Source organism: 'Chrysanthemum coronarium' phytoplasma, from assembly GCF_000744065.1.
GTDB lineage: Bacteria > Bacillota_I > Bacilli_A > Acholeplasmatales > Acholeplasmataceae > Phytoplasma > Phytoplasma asteris.
Window position 1 is genome coordinate 1 of the sequence record NZ_BBIY01000022.1, and the last position, 15,061, is coordinate 15,061.

At 28.3% G+C, this 15,061-nt stretch carries 12 protein-coding genes, 4 tRNA genes and 1 pseudogene; 11 read left to right on the forward strand and 6 right to left on the reverse strand.

The window, feature by feature from the left end:
- Window positions 1–184, reverse strand: a 184-nt coding sequence (locus OYV_RS01225; protein ID WP_042067876.1) for a single-stranded DNA-binding protein, incomplete at its 3' end; no start/stop codon positions are given.
- A gap of 1 nt (window position 185) precedes the next feature.
- Entirely contained in the window at window positions 186–812 is a 627-nt protein-coding gene (locus tag OYV_RS01230) for a sigma-70 family RNA polymerase sigma factor (RefSeq protein ID WP_042067879.1), read from the reverse strand.
- Window positions 813–1,379: 567 nt separating this feature from the next.
- Between OYV_RS01230 and OYV_RS01235 the strand changes: the two genes are divergently transcribed.
- The 7 genes from OYV_RS01235 to OYV_RS01265 all read left to right on the forward strand — a co-directional run bounded on the left by OYV_RS01235 (window position 1,380) and on the right by OYV_RS01265 (window position 6,782).
- Window positions 1,380–1,904 carry an ABC transporter permease subunit gene (locus OYV_RS01235; protein ID WP_236620253.1) on the forward strand — a complete coding sequence of 175 codons (525 nt, stop codon included), beginning with the start codon at window positions 1,380–1,382 and terminating at the stop codon, window positions 1,902–1,904.
- Window positions 1,905–3,211: 1,307 nt separating this feature from the next.
- Window positions 3,212–4,900, forward strand: a complete 1,689-nt coding sequence (locus tag OYV_RS01240) for a ribonuclease J (RefSeq protein WP_236620254.1) — start codon at window positions 3,212–3,214, stop codon at window positions 4,898–4,900.
- A gap of 334 nt (window positions 4,901–5,234) precedes the next feature.
- The gene (locus OYV_RS01245; RefSeq protein ID WP_042067887.1) at window positions 5,235–6,098 is read left to right on the forward strand and encodes a DegV family protein; all 864 of its coding nucleotides are present in this window, start codon (window positions 5,235–5,237) and stop codon (window positions 6,096–6,098) included.
- Between the two features lie 322 nt (window positions 6,099–6,420).
- Window positions 6,421–6,496 (forward strand) — tRNA-Glu (locus OYV_RS01250).
- A 13-nt stretch (window positions 6,497–6,509) separates the two neighbouring features.
- Window positions 6,510–6,586: transfer RNA gene (locus tag OYV_RS01255), tRNA-Arg, on the forward strand.
- 24 nt (window positions 6,587–6,610) lie between these two features.
- Window positions 6,611–6,687: transfer RNA gene (locus OYV_RS01260), tRNA-Pro, on the forward strand.
- Between the two features lie 20 nt (window positions 6,688–6,707).
- Window positions 6,708–6,782, forward strand: a tRNA-Gly gene (locus OYV_RS01265).
- A 147-nt stretch (window positions 6,783–6,929) separates the two neighbouring features.
- On the opposite strand, the gene OYV_RS01270 is transcribed toward OYV_RS01265, so the two are convergent.
- Window positions 6,930–7,736: a Cof-type HAD-IIB family hydrolase gene (locus tag OYV_RS01270; RefSeq protein WP_042067890.1), complete on the reverse strand. Its 807-nt coding sequence runs from the start codon at window positions 7,734–7,736 to the stop codon at window positions 6,930–6,932.
- A gap of 192 nt (window positions 7,737–7,928) precedes the next feature.
- Between OYV_RS01270 and OYV_RS01275 the strand changes: the two genes are divergently transcribed.
- From OYV_RS01275 to OYV_RS01300, 4 genes are all read left to right on the forward strand, one after another.
- Window positions 7,929–9,620 (forward strand): ribonuclease J, encoded by a 1,692-nt coding sequence (locus OYV_RS01275; RefSeq protein WP_011160982.1) that lies wholly within the window; start codon window positions 7,929–7,931, stop codon window positions 9,618–9,620.
- A gap of 638 nt (window positions 9,621–10,258) precedes the next feature.
- Entirely contained in the window at window positions 10,259–10,564 is a 306-nt protein-coding gene (locus tag OYV_RS01280) for a Spx/MgsR family RNA polymerase-binding regulatory protein (protein ID WP_011160981.1), read from the forward strand.
- A gap of 554 nt (window positions 10,565–11,118) precedes the next feature.
- Entirely contained in the window at window positions 11,119–12,108 is a 990-nt protein-coding gene (gene rnhC / locus OYV_RS01295; RefSeq protein WP_236620255.1) for a ribonuclease HIII, read from the forward strand.
- Window positions 12,109–12,171: 63 nt separating this feature from the next.
- Window positions 12,172–12,591 carry an HIT family protein gene (locus tag OYV_RS01300; RefSeq protein WP_041624847.1) on the forward strand — a complete coding sequence of 140 codons (420 nt, stop codon included), beginning with the start codon at window positions 12,172–12,174 and terminating at the stop codon, window positions 12,589–12,591.
- A gap of 273 nt (window positions 12,592–12,864) precedes the next feature.
- Here the strand turns inward: OYV_RS01300 and OYV_RS01305 are convergent, their stop codons facing one another.
- The 3 genes and pseudogenes from OYV_RS01305 to OYV_RS01315 form a co-directional block, all read right to left on the reverse strand.
- The gene (locus OYV_RS01305) at window positions 12,865–13,308 is read right to left on the reverse strand and encodes a class I SAM-dependent methyltransferase (protein WP_011160978.1); all 444 of its coding nucleotides are present in this window, start codon (window positions 13,306–13,308) and stop codon (window positions 12,865–12,867) included.
- Between the two features lies 1 nt (window position 13,309).
- On the reverse strand, window positions 13,310–14,692 hold the full coding sequence (gene rpoD, locus OYV_RS01310) for an RNA polymerase sigma factor RpoD (RefSeq protein ID WP_011160977.1): 1,383 nt from the start codon (window positions 14,690–14,692) through the stop codon (window positions 13,310–13,312).
- Between the two features lie 82 nt (window positions 14,693–14,774).
- A pseudogene (locus tag OYV_RS01315) lies at window positions 14,775–15,061 on the reverse strand (DNA primase); the annotation flags it as partial.

Below are 15,061 nucleotides of genomic sequence, written 5' to 3' on the forward strand. Positions count from 1 at the left end.
GTAGATATGTAAACATATTGTCTGCTTGGGTTCTAAAAACTACACAAGGGATGAATTGCACTTTATCTTTATTGTTAATTGCTAAATTGAAATCTATTTTAGGGATTTGACCTTCATTAGTATTAATATATTGTTGTTCTAGATCATGAGTGATATTACCTATTAATTGAACTTTATTTAACATTTTATTTCTCCTTATTTTTATAATTTGGGTTTAGTTTTCTAATTGCATTATCTTTTAAATCTTCAATTTGTGAGAGTTTTAAATTAAGTTTTTGGGCGATTGCATGATTGGTTAGGGGTTGATGATAAGGTTCGTTGTTGTTTTCTAGTGAGATACCAAAACTTAAACAAATAACATTGAATTCATTTTTACTTAGTTTAGTTTTTAGTTTTTTTATTAATAATTCATGTTTTACTTGTTTTAACCATAATTGATGTGGATTAAGGATTTTATCCCAATTAGGTTTTTTGTATTTTTCTTCTTTAAAACTGATATTGTTTGATTTGGTTGTTTTTTGGGGGATTGAAGGTGAATGGCTTTTTCTTATTATTTCATTGATTGCAAATTTTATTTTTGGAGTTGCATAAGTAACAAAGTCATAGCCTAAATCTTGGTAATTATTGAGGGCTTTGATTAATCCTAAAACCCCTTCTTGATATAAATCCTCTTTTTGAAGGACACGCGGATAATATTTAAATTGCTTAACTAATTTATTTACTAATGGCAAATGTAAATCGATTAATTGATTTCGTATTTCTAAATTCTTTTTGTTTTTTAAAAAATCTTTAAATAATTTTTGTCTTAACATTTAATCCCTTTCTAAAAACGTTTTTAGAAAAGATAAGAAATTATTTTTTTAGTCTTTGAAACAAAAAAAGACTAACTTAATAGTTAGCCTTAAAGAATTTTTAAAAAGCAAAAAGTGTCTAAAGTTTTGGAACACCTCACTTAAACCAAAGAACCCAAGAAGAAGAAAAAGAATTTAATAATTTAGAAACAACTACAAGAAGTAGCAACGAACAAGACAATACAAAAGAAACAAGTGAAATAATTCGTTTAGAAAAAAACTTAATAGCATTAGAGACAAATTAAAAGAATTTGAAGATAGAGTTTATAATGCTACTTATAAAATGAGAAATATTAAAAATTTAGGTTTGTGGCAAAAAATGTGTTATAATTTCCCATCTTATAAAAAGGGTTATATAATACCTTATTAATTAGTATTGATGGCTTATTAATAGGTTTTTTATTAGCTTTATTTTTAGTAGGCACAAAGACTAAAGTAACAAATGCAAGAACTAATAACACTTTTGTAAAAGCATGTTATAAAATTATTTCTAAATGTGTTGACACTTATATTTGGTTATTAAAAGGAGTGCCAATTGCAGCTCAAGCAATGTTAGTATGGTTTTCTACTAGTTTGTTGTGGCCTAGTAAAGGCTTTATGCCTGATTTATTTCCTGATGGATTTCCCCAAATTAACCAAATACATGCTGCATTATTTGTAATTACTCTTAATGCTGGTGCAAGTCTTACTATGATTTTAATGCAAAATATTAAATTTGTTGATAAAGGACAAATTGAGGCTGCTTTTTCTTTGGGAATGACTCAAAGACAAACTTTTTACAATATTATTTTTCCGCAAGCATTAAAAAAATCAGTTCCTTTTGTCATAACTCAATTTATTACCAATATTAAAGATTGTACCTTTTTTGCTTTTATTGGGCTTGTTGAAATGGGCTGGATTGCTAACCGAAATATGGGAATTACTGCTGATGTCATAACTCCTTTTGTCCTTCTTTCCATAATTTATTTTGTTTTAATTCAGTGTAATAATACTTTGGCTAAATATTTAGAAAAAAAATTAAACCCTTCTTTTAGACCTGTGATTAGTGTTTAAATTTTTAAATGATGATAAAATAATTATAAATTAAATATAATGTTTAATAATATTAAAATTACAAGTTGCAAAACAACTATTCTTATCATTACAAAATTGAGATTTTTGTCAATTTTCAAAAAATAGACCCGCTTTTTAGTGGGTCTTCATTATTTGAGTCAAAATTGTAACAAATAACCAAATAGTAATTACGCACTTTATTGAAGGTTTTACTACATAAATAATTTCTTTTGTCAACTTTAAGGCAAAAATGCGTTTTTAAAAATTATTTTTTTAGTATAATATAGGTATATTAGATAGTATTTAGTATTTTGATTGGGTGTTTAAATTTTTAAATCAAAAATAATGATTCAAATCAAAAGCAATAATTCAGGCTTATTTTAAAAACCAAATTAATACTAACAATAATATTAAAATTAACTTTTAAAAAAGTTATAATCTAGATTTTAATATCAAATCTAAATCTAAAACTAAATATTTGCAAAAAATTTATTTTTTACAACCCGTCTCAAAATCAATTTCTTTGGCAAAAAAAATATAAGCCAAGTTTAAAAATTATAAATAATTCAAAAAACTGTTTTGCCCCAAAGTCAATTATTTTTTCAATTATTTATGATTTTGAAAATTATTAAAAATATTTATCAATAAAAAATTGCTTTTGGATATTTTCATATCCAATAAAAAATGCAATATTTGAAAAAACCAAAGAAAACTGAAAAAATATTTTTTGTTAATGATTTAAAATTATTATCAAATTGACCAAAACCATCAATAATCCACCTAATATTTTTTATTATATTTCTTTTCTTTTTCATTTCTGGCTAATATTTTTAATTATTCAAAATTTGATTTTGACTCTTATAAAATACTTTTAACCCAATAAATAACATTTTTGCTACAATAGAATACAAGCAAGTTTCCTAAAAGTTTTCGTGCATTTGTTGCAAGTCTTTTATTGCATTTAATTTATTGAATTACAATTGCTGTTTGATTTTTATTTTGGGCATTTTGCAAGTCTTTTATTGATACATTAAATAAATGCGGCATTATCATATCCCAATCCCGCTTTTGCAAAAACATCTAAATTGACAAAACGAAAAAATATTTACTAAATAATTCAACAATGCCAACAACAACCAAATCCCAAACCTAAATATATTTTTCAATGCTCAATTCCGGATTTGCAATCCCAATTCAATTCCAATTCTAATTTTTATTTTTTTAATTTTTAATTTTCAAAACATTTCAAGAAATTATTTTCATCTTTAATTATGAATAATTTCCAAATTACAAACTGGAGGTTCCAAGTGAATGACATTAAATTTTTTGCTTTAGGAGGACTGGGCGAAAGTGGAAAAAATTTTTACGTCTTGCAAATTAACGAATCTTATTTTTTACTTGATGCTGGACTAAAATATCCCAATACCACTCTTTATGGCATCGATTCTATGATTGCTGATTATTATAAATTACAAGATATCAAAGACAAGATTAAAGGCGTTTTTTTATCATCAGCTTTTGAAACCAATTTGGGTGCCTTGCCTTACTTGATGAAAGATTTTGATATCCCTGTTTATGCTTCTTATTTTACGATGCAAGTTCTAAAAGCGCATTTTCAAAGTCATAAAATTAATTACCGCAATTTTAATCTACAAATCGTTAAAAGCGATGAAAGACTTATTTTTGATGATGTGGCGGTGGCTTTTTTTGCTACATCGCAATTGATTCCTGAAACATTGGGAATGGTTTTTCAAACTAAACGAGGTAGCATCGTTTACTCTGGCGACCTTAAATTATTGCATTCTAAAAATAAATTTTTTCAAACTAATTTTACAAGATTAGCGCAATTAGCACAACCCAAAGTACTTGCCTTTTTGCCTTCTTGTCGTGGGGCTTTTAGCACATCTGCGCATAATAATGATGCATTGAGTTTTGAGCACAAATTGAATAACTATTTTAGCAATCACTTGCTTAAATCCGAAGGTATTATTGTTATTCCTTCTTTGATGCCTGATTTGTTAAAAATTCAATCCATAGTGGATTTGGCATGTAGACTTAATTTTAAAATAACTTTTTTAGGTAGAAAAAGTGAAAAAATTATTGATATTGCTTTGAAAAAAGGTTTTTTAAAAGTGCCTTCCTTCAATTTAGTGGAATTAAAAACACTAGAAGACTCCAAAAAACATCCAAAATTAGTTGTCTTTGTGTTAGGTAAACATTTTGAATCTTTGTTTCATTTGCAAAAAATGTGTCAAAAAACAGACACTTTAATTCATTTAACGCCCCAAGATTTAGTGTTGTTAATGTCCAAAGAAATGGCAGGAATTGCCAAAATGCAATCTCAAACCCTAGATCTTTTGTCACGCCACAATATTCAAGCCCATGTTTTGGTAAAAGACCTAGACGCTTGTTCCAATGATTATGAAAAAACCCTCAAATTGATGCTTAATTTTTTAAAACCTCAATACATTATTCCTGTTATGGGTGAATATCGTCATCAATATCAAGTGCAAAAAATTGCCCAAAGTTTAGGATTCAAACTCAACCAAACTTTCTTGTTAGAAAATGGCAGTATTTGGCATTGTGACCCACAAAAAGATGCCTTTGCCGAATCTAATACTGGCGTTCTTACAGAAATTTTAATTGATGGTACTCCCGTTATTGGTGGGCAAGATTTTATTATGAAAGACCGTGAACTTTTAGCAGCGGATGGAGTTGTAATTGTTGTTGCCAATGTTAATGCTAAACACAAAAAAATAGTAGGTGCTCCACAATTAGTAAGTAAAGGCTTTTTGGCAGTTTCTGAAACTAGTCATATTTTTCCTAAGTTAAAAGCTATTTTTGATGAAAAAAGTGAAATTTTTTTGAAAAAAAAGTATCTTAAATGGAATGATTTCAAAAAAAATATTAGAGAATCATTAGTTAAATTTTTATTCAAAGAAACTAAAAAAAGACCTATTGTTATTCCTATTTTCATTAGTGTTAAAAGTGAATAAAACGAATAATAAATACAAATAAATACGATACAAAATAATAAGAAAGTTGTCAAAAAACAATAATTCAATATAAAAAAGTTAATTTATTGTTGTTGTGCCTTCCTTTTGTTTTTGCTCTTTTGTTTTTCCAATTTGACCAATCTGACAATTTATTTTTGTATTTTTCATTTTTGCACTACTTCACCCCAAATAAACCCTAATTACAACCAACTAACATCTATTTTTAATACTAATTTCTTTTGATATTTTAATTATATTCCAAATATTTTTTATTACCAAAAACCTTTATATGGCAAATAATTGGCATCCCTAAAGCAAATTAAAGGAGAATGATGTGAAAATAAAAGTTGCAACCACTTCTACTAGTTGTCTCGATTATTACTCGCATTCTTGTGATATTGACATTCTTAGAATCAAAATTTTAATCGACGATCAAGAATATATTGATGGTAAAACCATGAAATACGATCAATTTTATCAAATGTTTAAAAACAACCCTGATTTTATGCCTAAAACTTCGCAAGTATCAGTTGGCGAAATGGTAGTTTATTTTGAAAAGTTAGCTTTACAAGGTTATCAAAAAGTTTTTGTAACTACGCTATCTTCTGCTTTAAGCGGCACTTATAATGCTATTATTCAAGCAGGAAAAATGGTATCAGATAAAATTGAGGTACACTGTTATGACACTAAAACTGTCTGTTTTTGTGAAGGTTTTTTTGCCCTAGAAGCTTATCGTTTATTTGCAGAAAGCAAATCCCTAGAACAAGTTGTTAAGCATTTAGATTTCATTAAAGAAAATAATACCATTTTTTTTATGACCAAAAAACTTACACAATTAATTAAAAATGGACGTTTAGTAGGAGTAAAAAGTTTTTTGGGGCGCCTTTTGAGAATAAATCCCATTTTGCAAGTTCAACAAGATGGCAAAATTGTCTTAATTAAAAAGACTTTAAGTTCCCACAAAGCACTTTTAGCCATAACTTCTAAAATCAAAGAATATACCCAAAATCATGATTATCAAATCCATTTAATTTTTACAGGGCGCCCTGAATTAAAAAACGAGTTTCAACAAGTTTTAGAAACCCAATTAGGCTTAAAAAATTTAGTACAAATCCCTTTAACTCCTGTTGTTGGGTGTCATGTAGGAGACAGCGCTATTGGAGTAGGAATTATTAGAAAACCTAAATTTCAAAAATAGTACCATTTTCCATTATTATAGTTTTTGCAAAATTGAAAAATAGTATAAATATTAATTCTTGCTCCTTAATTCTTGCAAAATGTATTTTTTGTGTTCCTGCACGAATGTATTTCTACACCAAAATATCGCAATAATACATATTTTGCAAATATTTGTCATAAAACAATTTTATTATTTGACTTTTTGGCTAAATGTTGGTATAATAATTATTGGTTAAAATTAAAAAAACTTTTGAATAACTTATTTTATTTTGATTCCACTTTAAGAGATTATTTTTATTTGTGCTTTATGATTTATTCCAAGGTATAAATAAAAAATATTAGGCCCGTTGGAGAAACGGTTAACTCACATGCCTTTCACGCATGCATTCACGGGTTCAAATCCCGTACGGGTCACCAATTTGATAAAAAAGCACCCATAGCTCAATTGGATAGAGCATCTGACTACGGATCAGAAGGCTAGGGGTTCAAATCCTCTTGGGTGTGCCATTAAAACATCATAAATGCAATTAACGGGAAGTAGCTTAGCTTGGTATAGCGCCTGGTTTGGGACCAGGAGGTCGCGGGTTCAAATCCTGCCTTCCCGACCATTCCTTAATTAACTATCTATGCGGGCGTCGTATAATGGCCATTACCTTAGCCTTCCAAGCTAAAGACGTGGGTTCGATTCCCATCGCCCGCTCCATTTATTATTCCCCATAATAAATATAAAATAAAACTATAAACTAAAAAGTTAAACCGCTTATTGATGAGATAAGCGGTTTAACTTTTATTATATATTAACACAACAAAAAAAGCTGCAACAAATTGTTACAACTTTTCTTTCAAACTATTAAATTATTTTTTTAGTCTTAAAAAAATCATACATGCGGTCTTCATCAATATGAGGGCTTACAAAATTAGCAATATTTTTTAAATCTTCTATTTTGGTATTTCCCATAGTAATTGCCACATCAGCTAATTTAAGCATTTCAAAGTCGTTGGGACCGTCTCCCATACAAATTAATTGATGATCGGGATAAAGAGCCTTAATTTGCTTAATTCCGTATGATTTGTCTATTTTTTGATACATTATATCAACAAAACCACTATCCCAAAAGTAAGCTTTTAATTGGGGCATATCTTTTAAAAATTGTTGTATCTTTTCTTTATCGTTTTCTTTTTCATGTAATAATACCATTTGATAAACTTTTTGTTGCTCAAAAAAAGCATCATTTAGAACTAGTTTTTGTTCCCCTTTAAAACTGTTAATATTGTTGAGTGTTTGGTTGTTTTGTAAATCTATGGCAAAAATTTGGTCCAAGGTAAAAAGAGTTAAAGCAACTCCATTTGTAGCAGCTACTTTTTTTACTTGCATAACATCTTTTTGGTCAAAACAAACCTCATTAAGGACTTTTTCTTCTTGCGTCTTTTGTGCTTGTATTGTAATAGCGCCGTTGCACAAAACTAAATATTTAAATAAAGGTCTTAATTCTTTTAAAACTCCTAATCTAGAATAACTTCTGCCTGTAGCAATTCCTAAAACTACATTAGGATTTTGTGAAAGCTCTTTGATTAACGCTTTTGTCTGAGGCAAAATAGCTTTATTTTTATTACTTCTTAAAGTGCCGTCAATATCAAAAAAAATTAGTTTTTTCATAAACTTTATTACCTATTTTCTTTATGAATATAATTTATAATGTCTTTTTTGCTAAAAATATCAATTTTATACAATAATTAATTACAATTATTGCTTATATTATACTATAATATAGGTAGTAATAATCGTTAAAATAGGAAACCTTAACAGTTTTTTATTGATTTTAATGAGATTTAAAGGAGAATAATTTTTATGAATAATTTAGACCCAAAGATTAATAACTATAATTCCGATGTTTCTTTCTTTGCTTTGGGAGGGCTTGGCGAAGTTGGGAAAAACATGTATGTTTTTGATATTCACAAGCAAATTTTTATTGTAGATTCAGGGATTTTGTTTTCAGATGATTTTTTGTTAGGAGTCAATTACGTCATTCCCGATTATGATTATTTATTGAAAAACGAATCGCGTATTGTAGGGCTTTTTGTTACTCACGGACATGAAGATCATATTGGAGGCATTCCTTATTTGCTTAAAAAAGTGGGTATTCCTAAAATTTTTGTCTCAGGGATTGCATATTATTTGTTAGAACATAAATTAGCAGAGCATAAAGAAATTGGCGCCCTGCCCAAAATAGAAAAATACAGCCATGATACCAAATACGAATTTAGCCATCAAGTAAATGTGTCTTTCATCAGACTTAACCACTCTATTCCTGACACTTTTGGGATCGTTTTTAACACCAAATACGGCAATATTTTTTATACTGGGGATTTTAAAATTGATTATACTCCAGTAGGTCCAGAAGCGCAATATGATAAATTAATCAAGATTAAACAAGAAGGCGTTTTGTGCCTGCTTTCTGATTCTACTAATGCCGAGCAATCTGGGTTGGTCCAATCCGAAAGTACTATTGGGGCTTCCATTAATGAACTTTTTGTAAATATTGCAGACCGCATCATTATTGTTACTTTTGCTTCTAATTTTTACCGCATCAAACAAATTGTAGAAGCTGCTATTCAGACTAAAAGAAAAGTTGCAGTGTTTGGTCGCAGCATGGAAAAAGCTTTGGAAATTGGCAAAAAACATGGCTATCTTAACATTCCTGAAGGCACCCTTGTCACAAGTAATAACATTCACAAATATCGCGATATTATCTTGCTTTGCACCGGCTCACAAGGAGAGCCCTTAGCAGCTTTAAGCAGAATTGCTAACAACACTCATAGACAAATTAAGTTAAGTCCCAAAGATACTATCATTTTTTCTTCTTCTCCCATTCCTGGCAACCAAGAAAACATTAATAAAATTTTTGATTTACTTTTCAAAAAAAATGTCAACGTCATCACTCACGGACCTTTAATTAACACTCATGTATCAGGACACGGTAACCAAAATGACCTTAAATTGATGCTTTCGCTTACCAAGCCTAAATATTTTATTCCAGTTCACGGCGAACATCGCATGTTAATTGCACACAAAAATTTAGCTCTAGAATGTGGTATTCCAGAAAGTAATATTTTTATTTTGGAAAACGGACAAATGGTAAACTTAGCTCCTGAAAAAGCTGCCATTACCCAAAAAGTGAATGTAGGCAACGTCTTTATCGATGCTTCTGGAATAGACGATGTGGGCAATGCCATCCTAAAAGAACGTCGTAGTCTGAGTGAAAAAGGCTTATTTTCTGTTGTTATGAGTATTGATTTAAAAAGAAAAAAAGTCCTTAATTTACCAACAATTGTTTCTCGTGGCTTTATTTATATGAAAGATAATCAAGAAATGATTAAACAAATTTCTTATGATATTAAAAATAGTATTGAAACTGCTATTAAACAAGATGAAGTGCAAAAAGAGACTTTAAACAAAATTATCGTTGATTATCTTGCCTCTAAAATATACGGAATTACTTTGAGAAATCCAATTATTATTCCTATTATTTTGACAGTTTAAAAGTAGTTTATAGCATTTTTTCATTATTTTCTTATTTCCATTATTTTAAAAAACCATTTTCAAAACCATTTGCAAAACTATTTGATTTTTTACAATGATATCTTTTTTTGCAAATAATGCACCAAATTTATTTTATTATTTATCGAATTATTTTTTTATCCCAAATTTATTTTGATTTTTATATTAACACCGTTTTTAATATTAAAATTTTTTATTGAACCACAATAAATAACTTTTTTAAAAAATAAAACGGTCTTTTTTTTAAATATTTTGGGACTATTTTAATAACTTTTTACCCTTTTTATACTTTTTTCTTTTCTTGTATTGATTTTCCTTTTCTTGCCTTGCTTTTCCTTTTGTTTTTCCTTTTAGGATATGCAGATGTTGAATTAAAAAACATTTTGCCTTTGGATTTGCCTTAGGATTATAAATATTTTTCAAAATTAAACCATTATTTAACTAAAAATAAAAAACCTTCTACATTTTATAACTCAAATTAATTATAATTTAAAATTTTTAATAGCACTATTACATTTTAAAAATAAAATATAATATTTTTAATATATGAATATCGCATTTTTGCGCGCCAAAATTCATTCATTAATTTATTTTATCAAAGGAGAATTACATAAATAATTATGGTAATTGTTTATACGAGTTTTAGTTGTTTTTCTTGTAAAAAAGTTAAAAAATGGTTAAAAGCTCATGGGGTAAGATACGAAGAGCGTAATTTTTTAAATTATAAAATGCAATCACAAGATCTGGATTTAATTTTAAAAAATTGTGATTATGGGTTTGATGATATTATTTCGCGACGTTCCAAAATTTTTAAAGAAAAACAAATAGATTTGGAAACTATCAACAACGATAACATCAAAAAAATTATTATTGAAAATCCTGAAATTTTAAAAAGACCTATCATTATTAAAGATCAAAAAATTTAAATTGGGTATAATGAAGAAGAAATTCGTATTTTTATTCCAAAAAAACTGCGTTATTACTTGATGAAAAATAATGTTAATTTTTATAAAGATAAAGAAAATAATCAATATGAAACAGCATTGCAAAACTTTTTTAAAAACCATAAATAATGAAGAGCAATATTTTTGTTGCAAAAAGTCTCTTATCATTTGCAAAGTTTCTTTTATCATAAACAAACTCAAATTTAAAAACAATATTTGCCCCTTTCCATTTATAAATTGGCTATTTATAAAAGATGTAATTAAAAAAATAAACTAAGTTGCAAGTTGCAAGACTTTCAAAAAGCAATTTTAATCAAAAATAATTTTGCAAAAATAATTTTCAATTCAAAATTAGAATGTTTTTCAAATATTCTAATTTTTTTATATAAATTGCAAATATTAGCTTGTTATTTTATCTTTTTTCAGTTTATTGTGATATATAATAAAAGAAGCGATGACAAATTTTGGTCTTTTTTGCAAAACCAAAGACAACAAAAACTGCCAAAATGCAAGAAATATTAAGGAGGTATTAAGTGATGTCAAATTATAGTTTCAAATTGAACAACAATCAAGTAGCAACAATTAAAAAATTCTACTACAAACAATTAAAATTATCACCTAATAAAACGGTTGCTTTTGTTATAGATGAATCTTTGGCTAAAATAATAGTTTATAATAACGGAACTTTGTTAGTGCAAGGAAAAAATACCTTATCTATCGTTGCTTTTATTAAAAAAATATTGCAAATGAAAACAGTTAGCGATAATAGCGAAATAAAAGAAGTTAGCCATTCATTAGTCAAACAAGTCCCAACGTTAAAAACTAAAAGCAATGCGGGGACAAATTCATTTTTGCCACTTTATAACAAAAAAACTTATTATCTTCCATCCATTGGTTCTGATGAAGTAGGTACAGGAGATGTTTTTGGTCCTGTTATTGTTTGTTGTGTTTACTTGACTGCTAAAAATATTGTTTTTTTGCAAAAATTAGGAACTATTGCCGAATCCAAAAAAATCTCAGATGAAAAAATAATGCAGCTAGCTCCTTTAATTATGAAAGAAGTTATTTATTCTGTTAAAATAATGATGCCTTTAGAATACAATCAAACAATCAAACAATGTAATCTCAATAAAATTAAGGCTTTAATGCATAACGAAGCAATTAAGCAAACCGTTTTAAAAGCTTCTCCAAATGTTCCTGTCATTTTGGATCAGTTTTGTTTTCCTAAAAATTATTTTAATTATTTGCAAGACCAAAAAGCCCAAAATGAGATTTATACAAAGATTATTTTTGAAACTAAGGCTGATAGTTCTTATTTTAGTGTTGCTGTGGCTTCTGTTATTGCTAGATATCTTTTTTTAACACAAATAGCAAAACTTTCTAAGCAAATTAATTCCAAATTGCAATTAGGAGCAGGCAAATTGGTAGATTTGCAAATTGATTTGATAGTAAAACAACACGGATTAGAGATTTTGCCTCAAATTGCTAAGTGTAATTTTAAAAATATTGTGCGCAAAATGGAATAAATTTATAATATTGGTGCTTAATTGCAAGTTTATTTATCCAAAAACACATTTAAAGGAGTTTTTATGTCAACTATTTTTACTAAAATTATCAAAAAACAAGTTCCTGGTTATCTACTTTATGAGGATAATTTAGTAGTTGCTTTTTTAGATATTGCCCAAGCGACCAAAGGACACACTTTGGTGGTGCCTAAACAAGAATATCGTGATATTTTGATGATGCCTGAAGATGTTTTTGCCCATTTGTTTAAAGTAGTACATCAAATAAGCAAAGCATTAATGGATGTTTTTCAAGCTCAGGGAATCAATTTATTAAATAATAATGGCAAAGTAGCAGGGCAGACTGTTTTTCATTATCATGTGCATTTGATTCCTCGTTTTGATGAAAAAGAAATTAATTTGGTTTTTAAAAATAATGCTTCTTTGATGTTTCCTCAAGATTATGAAAAAGTTCAAAAAGCTATTTTAGCGCATTTGAATAAATAAAAAATATATTGTTAAGGAAACATAAAATAAATATATTGCTGTCTTGCTTTTTTTGATGATAAAACCTTTACAAAATATTTATATGGGTTTTTATGGGTCTTTTCTAACTGTTTCATTTATTTAGACAACTTAATATTTTAATATAACATTTAAAACCAGCTTAATCGTTGGTCTTTTTTGTTTATAAAATGGCACAATTATTAACTTATAATAAAAAAACCAAACTATTAAAATAGTTTGGTTTAATCATAGATATTTAATTGGAAGCAAAAATTAGCTTTTGCGAGTTACTTTTAAGAAATGATAAAAAAATTTGTCAAATAAATGATATTCTTCTAAAATTTGAAAATCGTTTTTTAATAGCCATTCTTGAAGATAATCTTGATTGCTTTGTGATCCTAATATAAAATGTTTGCTTTTATCAGGACTTTTTTCAAGTATTTTAGTAATAGCATAAGTTCCCATACCACAAATTAGGGCAAGATCAAAATCTTGGCAAATGTTTTGGAATCCGTCACTTAAACAAAAAGTAACTGGATAGCAAGCAAGGTTTTTTTGGGCTTGAAATAAAGGTTTTAATTTTATATCTGCTGCAATTGCTTGTTTGATATAGCCTTGTTGAAAAGCCTTTTTGAGGACTAAACCATGATCTGTTCCGATGTCTACAACGGTGTCATAATTTTTAGTAAGAGACGCAATAAAAGGGATTCGTTTCATTTTATTTGTGGTTGTGGTACAAACTTTTTAATTTGCTTTGTTTAGCTGGAGTTCTGAGTCGTCTTAGAGCTTTGGATTCAATTTGGCGGATTCTTTCTCTAGTAACTCCAAATAAAGTGCCTACTTCTTCTAAAGTGTGGGTTTTGCCATCTAAAAGACCATAGCGCATTTTTAATACTTTTTCCTCGCGGTCAGTTAAGGTATTTTCTAGGACTTCATCTAAAAGCTTTTGAGTTACTTCTTTCATCATGTATTCGTGGGGGGATAAAATGTTGGGATCTGAGATAAAATCCCCCAAAGAAGTTTCGTCTTCTTCGTTTTCTCTTGCGGGAGCTTCCAAAGAGATGGGTTTTTTTTCAATATATTGGATGCTGCGAATTTTTTCAGCAGAAATATTCATTTTGTCGGCTAACTCTTCAACTGTAGGTTTTTTCTTAAGTTTTTGAGTTAATTTGCGAGTGCAAAGTGCCATTTTATTAATAGTTTCTACGATGTGGACAGGAATTCGGATAGTTCTTGCTTGATCGGCAATCGCTCTTGTGATGGCTTGTCTAATCCACCAAGTGGCATAGGTAGAAAATTTAAATCCTTTTTGATAATCGAATTTATCTACTGCACGCATTAAGCCCATGTTGCCTTCTTGGATTAAATCAAGAAACAAAATGCCTCTTCCAATATATCGTTTGGCAATGGAAACTACTAATCTATAATTGGATTCTACCAAAATATCTTTGGCGCGCCTTGCTTGTTCGATTTGGTCATGTGCTTCTTGGAGTTGTTCTTCGGATAATTCAATTTCTTTGGTTTTGTGCTTGGCAAGCTTTTGTTTGGCTTGTTTTCCTAAAAAAACTAAAATGGATTTTTTTTGTTCTTCTGCTAGCGAAAGCAAAGGAATTTGACCAATTTCTTTTAAATACATACGAACTGAGTCATCCATTTTAATATCAGAATGGATTTTAGAAATTTTTTCATCTTCGTCTTCTTCTAATTCTATGAGTTTTTCATCTGATATTAAGTCCTCTTCAGAAATGTCAAAATCTTGGATGTCTTCTTCTGAGTCTTGTGTGTTGTCTTCATCTTTGTTGTCATCTGTGTTTTCTAAGTTTGCATTTGTTAATTCGGAATCAAGGTCAGTAAAATCATCATTGGTGGTGTTTGTTTGGGGTTGCGTATCATTTTGATTGGGGTTTTCATTTAGAGATGGAGCTGCTTGTGTTTCGCAAGAAATAATTTGAATCCCTTGTTCTTTTAGGCTTTGTGCTATTTGTTGATATGGTATTTTTATGTTTTGATTTTGCAAAAAAGACATAATTAATTGAGATGTTAGTTTTTGTTCGCTTCCAGCTTGCTCATTTAAAGTTTTGATTATGTTATCGAATTCCATTTATTAACTCCCTTTTTTCTTTTTTTAATTAAAATTTGGCTATGAACTTGTTTTGATTTTGGTTTTTTGGATGATTTGTTTTTTAACAAAATATATCATTTACTAATTCACTTAATTGTTTTTGTAATTGTCTTCTTTCTTTTTTGAGCTTGTCTTTCTTTTTTTGTAATTTGTTTTTTTCAGTGTTATCTATTGGAAGTAATTTATCATTTAACTCATTTATTTTTTGTTGTTTTTGTTCTATTTTGTCGCGGATTTCTAATTCTTTTATATAATTGTTAAATATTTTGCCTTCTTTATCTTGTAAAAGAGGGCGCTTTTCCATTTTAAAAAAATGATGTTTTTCGATAGATGTCAATAAATCATCAA

Coding starts and splice junctions, on each gene's coding strand:
- OYV_RS01230 (WP_042067879.1), bottom strand. CDS start 812: ATGTTAAGACAAAAATTATTTAAAGATTTTTTAAAAAACAAAAAGAAT.
- OYV_RS01270 (WP_042067890.1), bottom strand. CDS start 7,736: ATGAAAAAACTAATTTTTTTTGATATTGACGGCACTTTAAGAAGTAAT.
- OYV_RS01275 (WP_011160982.1), top strand. CDS start 7,929: ATGAATAATTTAGACCCAAAGATTAATAACTATAATTCCGATGTTTCT.
- OYV_RS01280 (WP_011160981.1), top strand. CDS start 10,259: ATGGTAATTGTTTATACGAGTTTTAGTTGTTTTTCTTGTAAAAAAGTT.
- rnhC (WP_236620255.1), top strand. CDS start 11,119: ATGTCAAATTATAGTTTCAAATTGAACAACAATCAAGTAGCAACAATT.
- OYV_RS01300 (WP_041624847.1), top strand. CDS start 12,172: ATGTCAACTATTTTTACTAAAATTATCAAAAAACAAGTTCCTGGTTAT.
- OYV_RS01305 (WP_011160978.1), bottom strand. CDS start 13,308: ATGAAACGAATCCCTTTTATTGCGTCTCTTACTAAAAATTATGACACC.
- rpoD (WP_011160977.1), bottom strand. CDS start 14,692: ATGGAATTCGATAACATAATCAAAACTTTAAATGAGCAAGCTGGAAGC.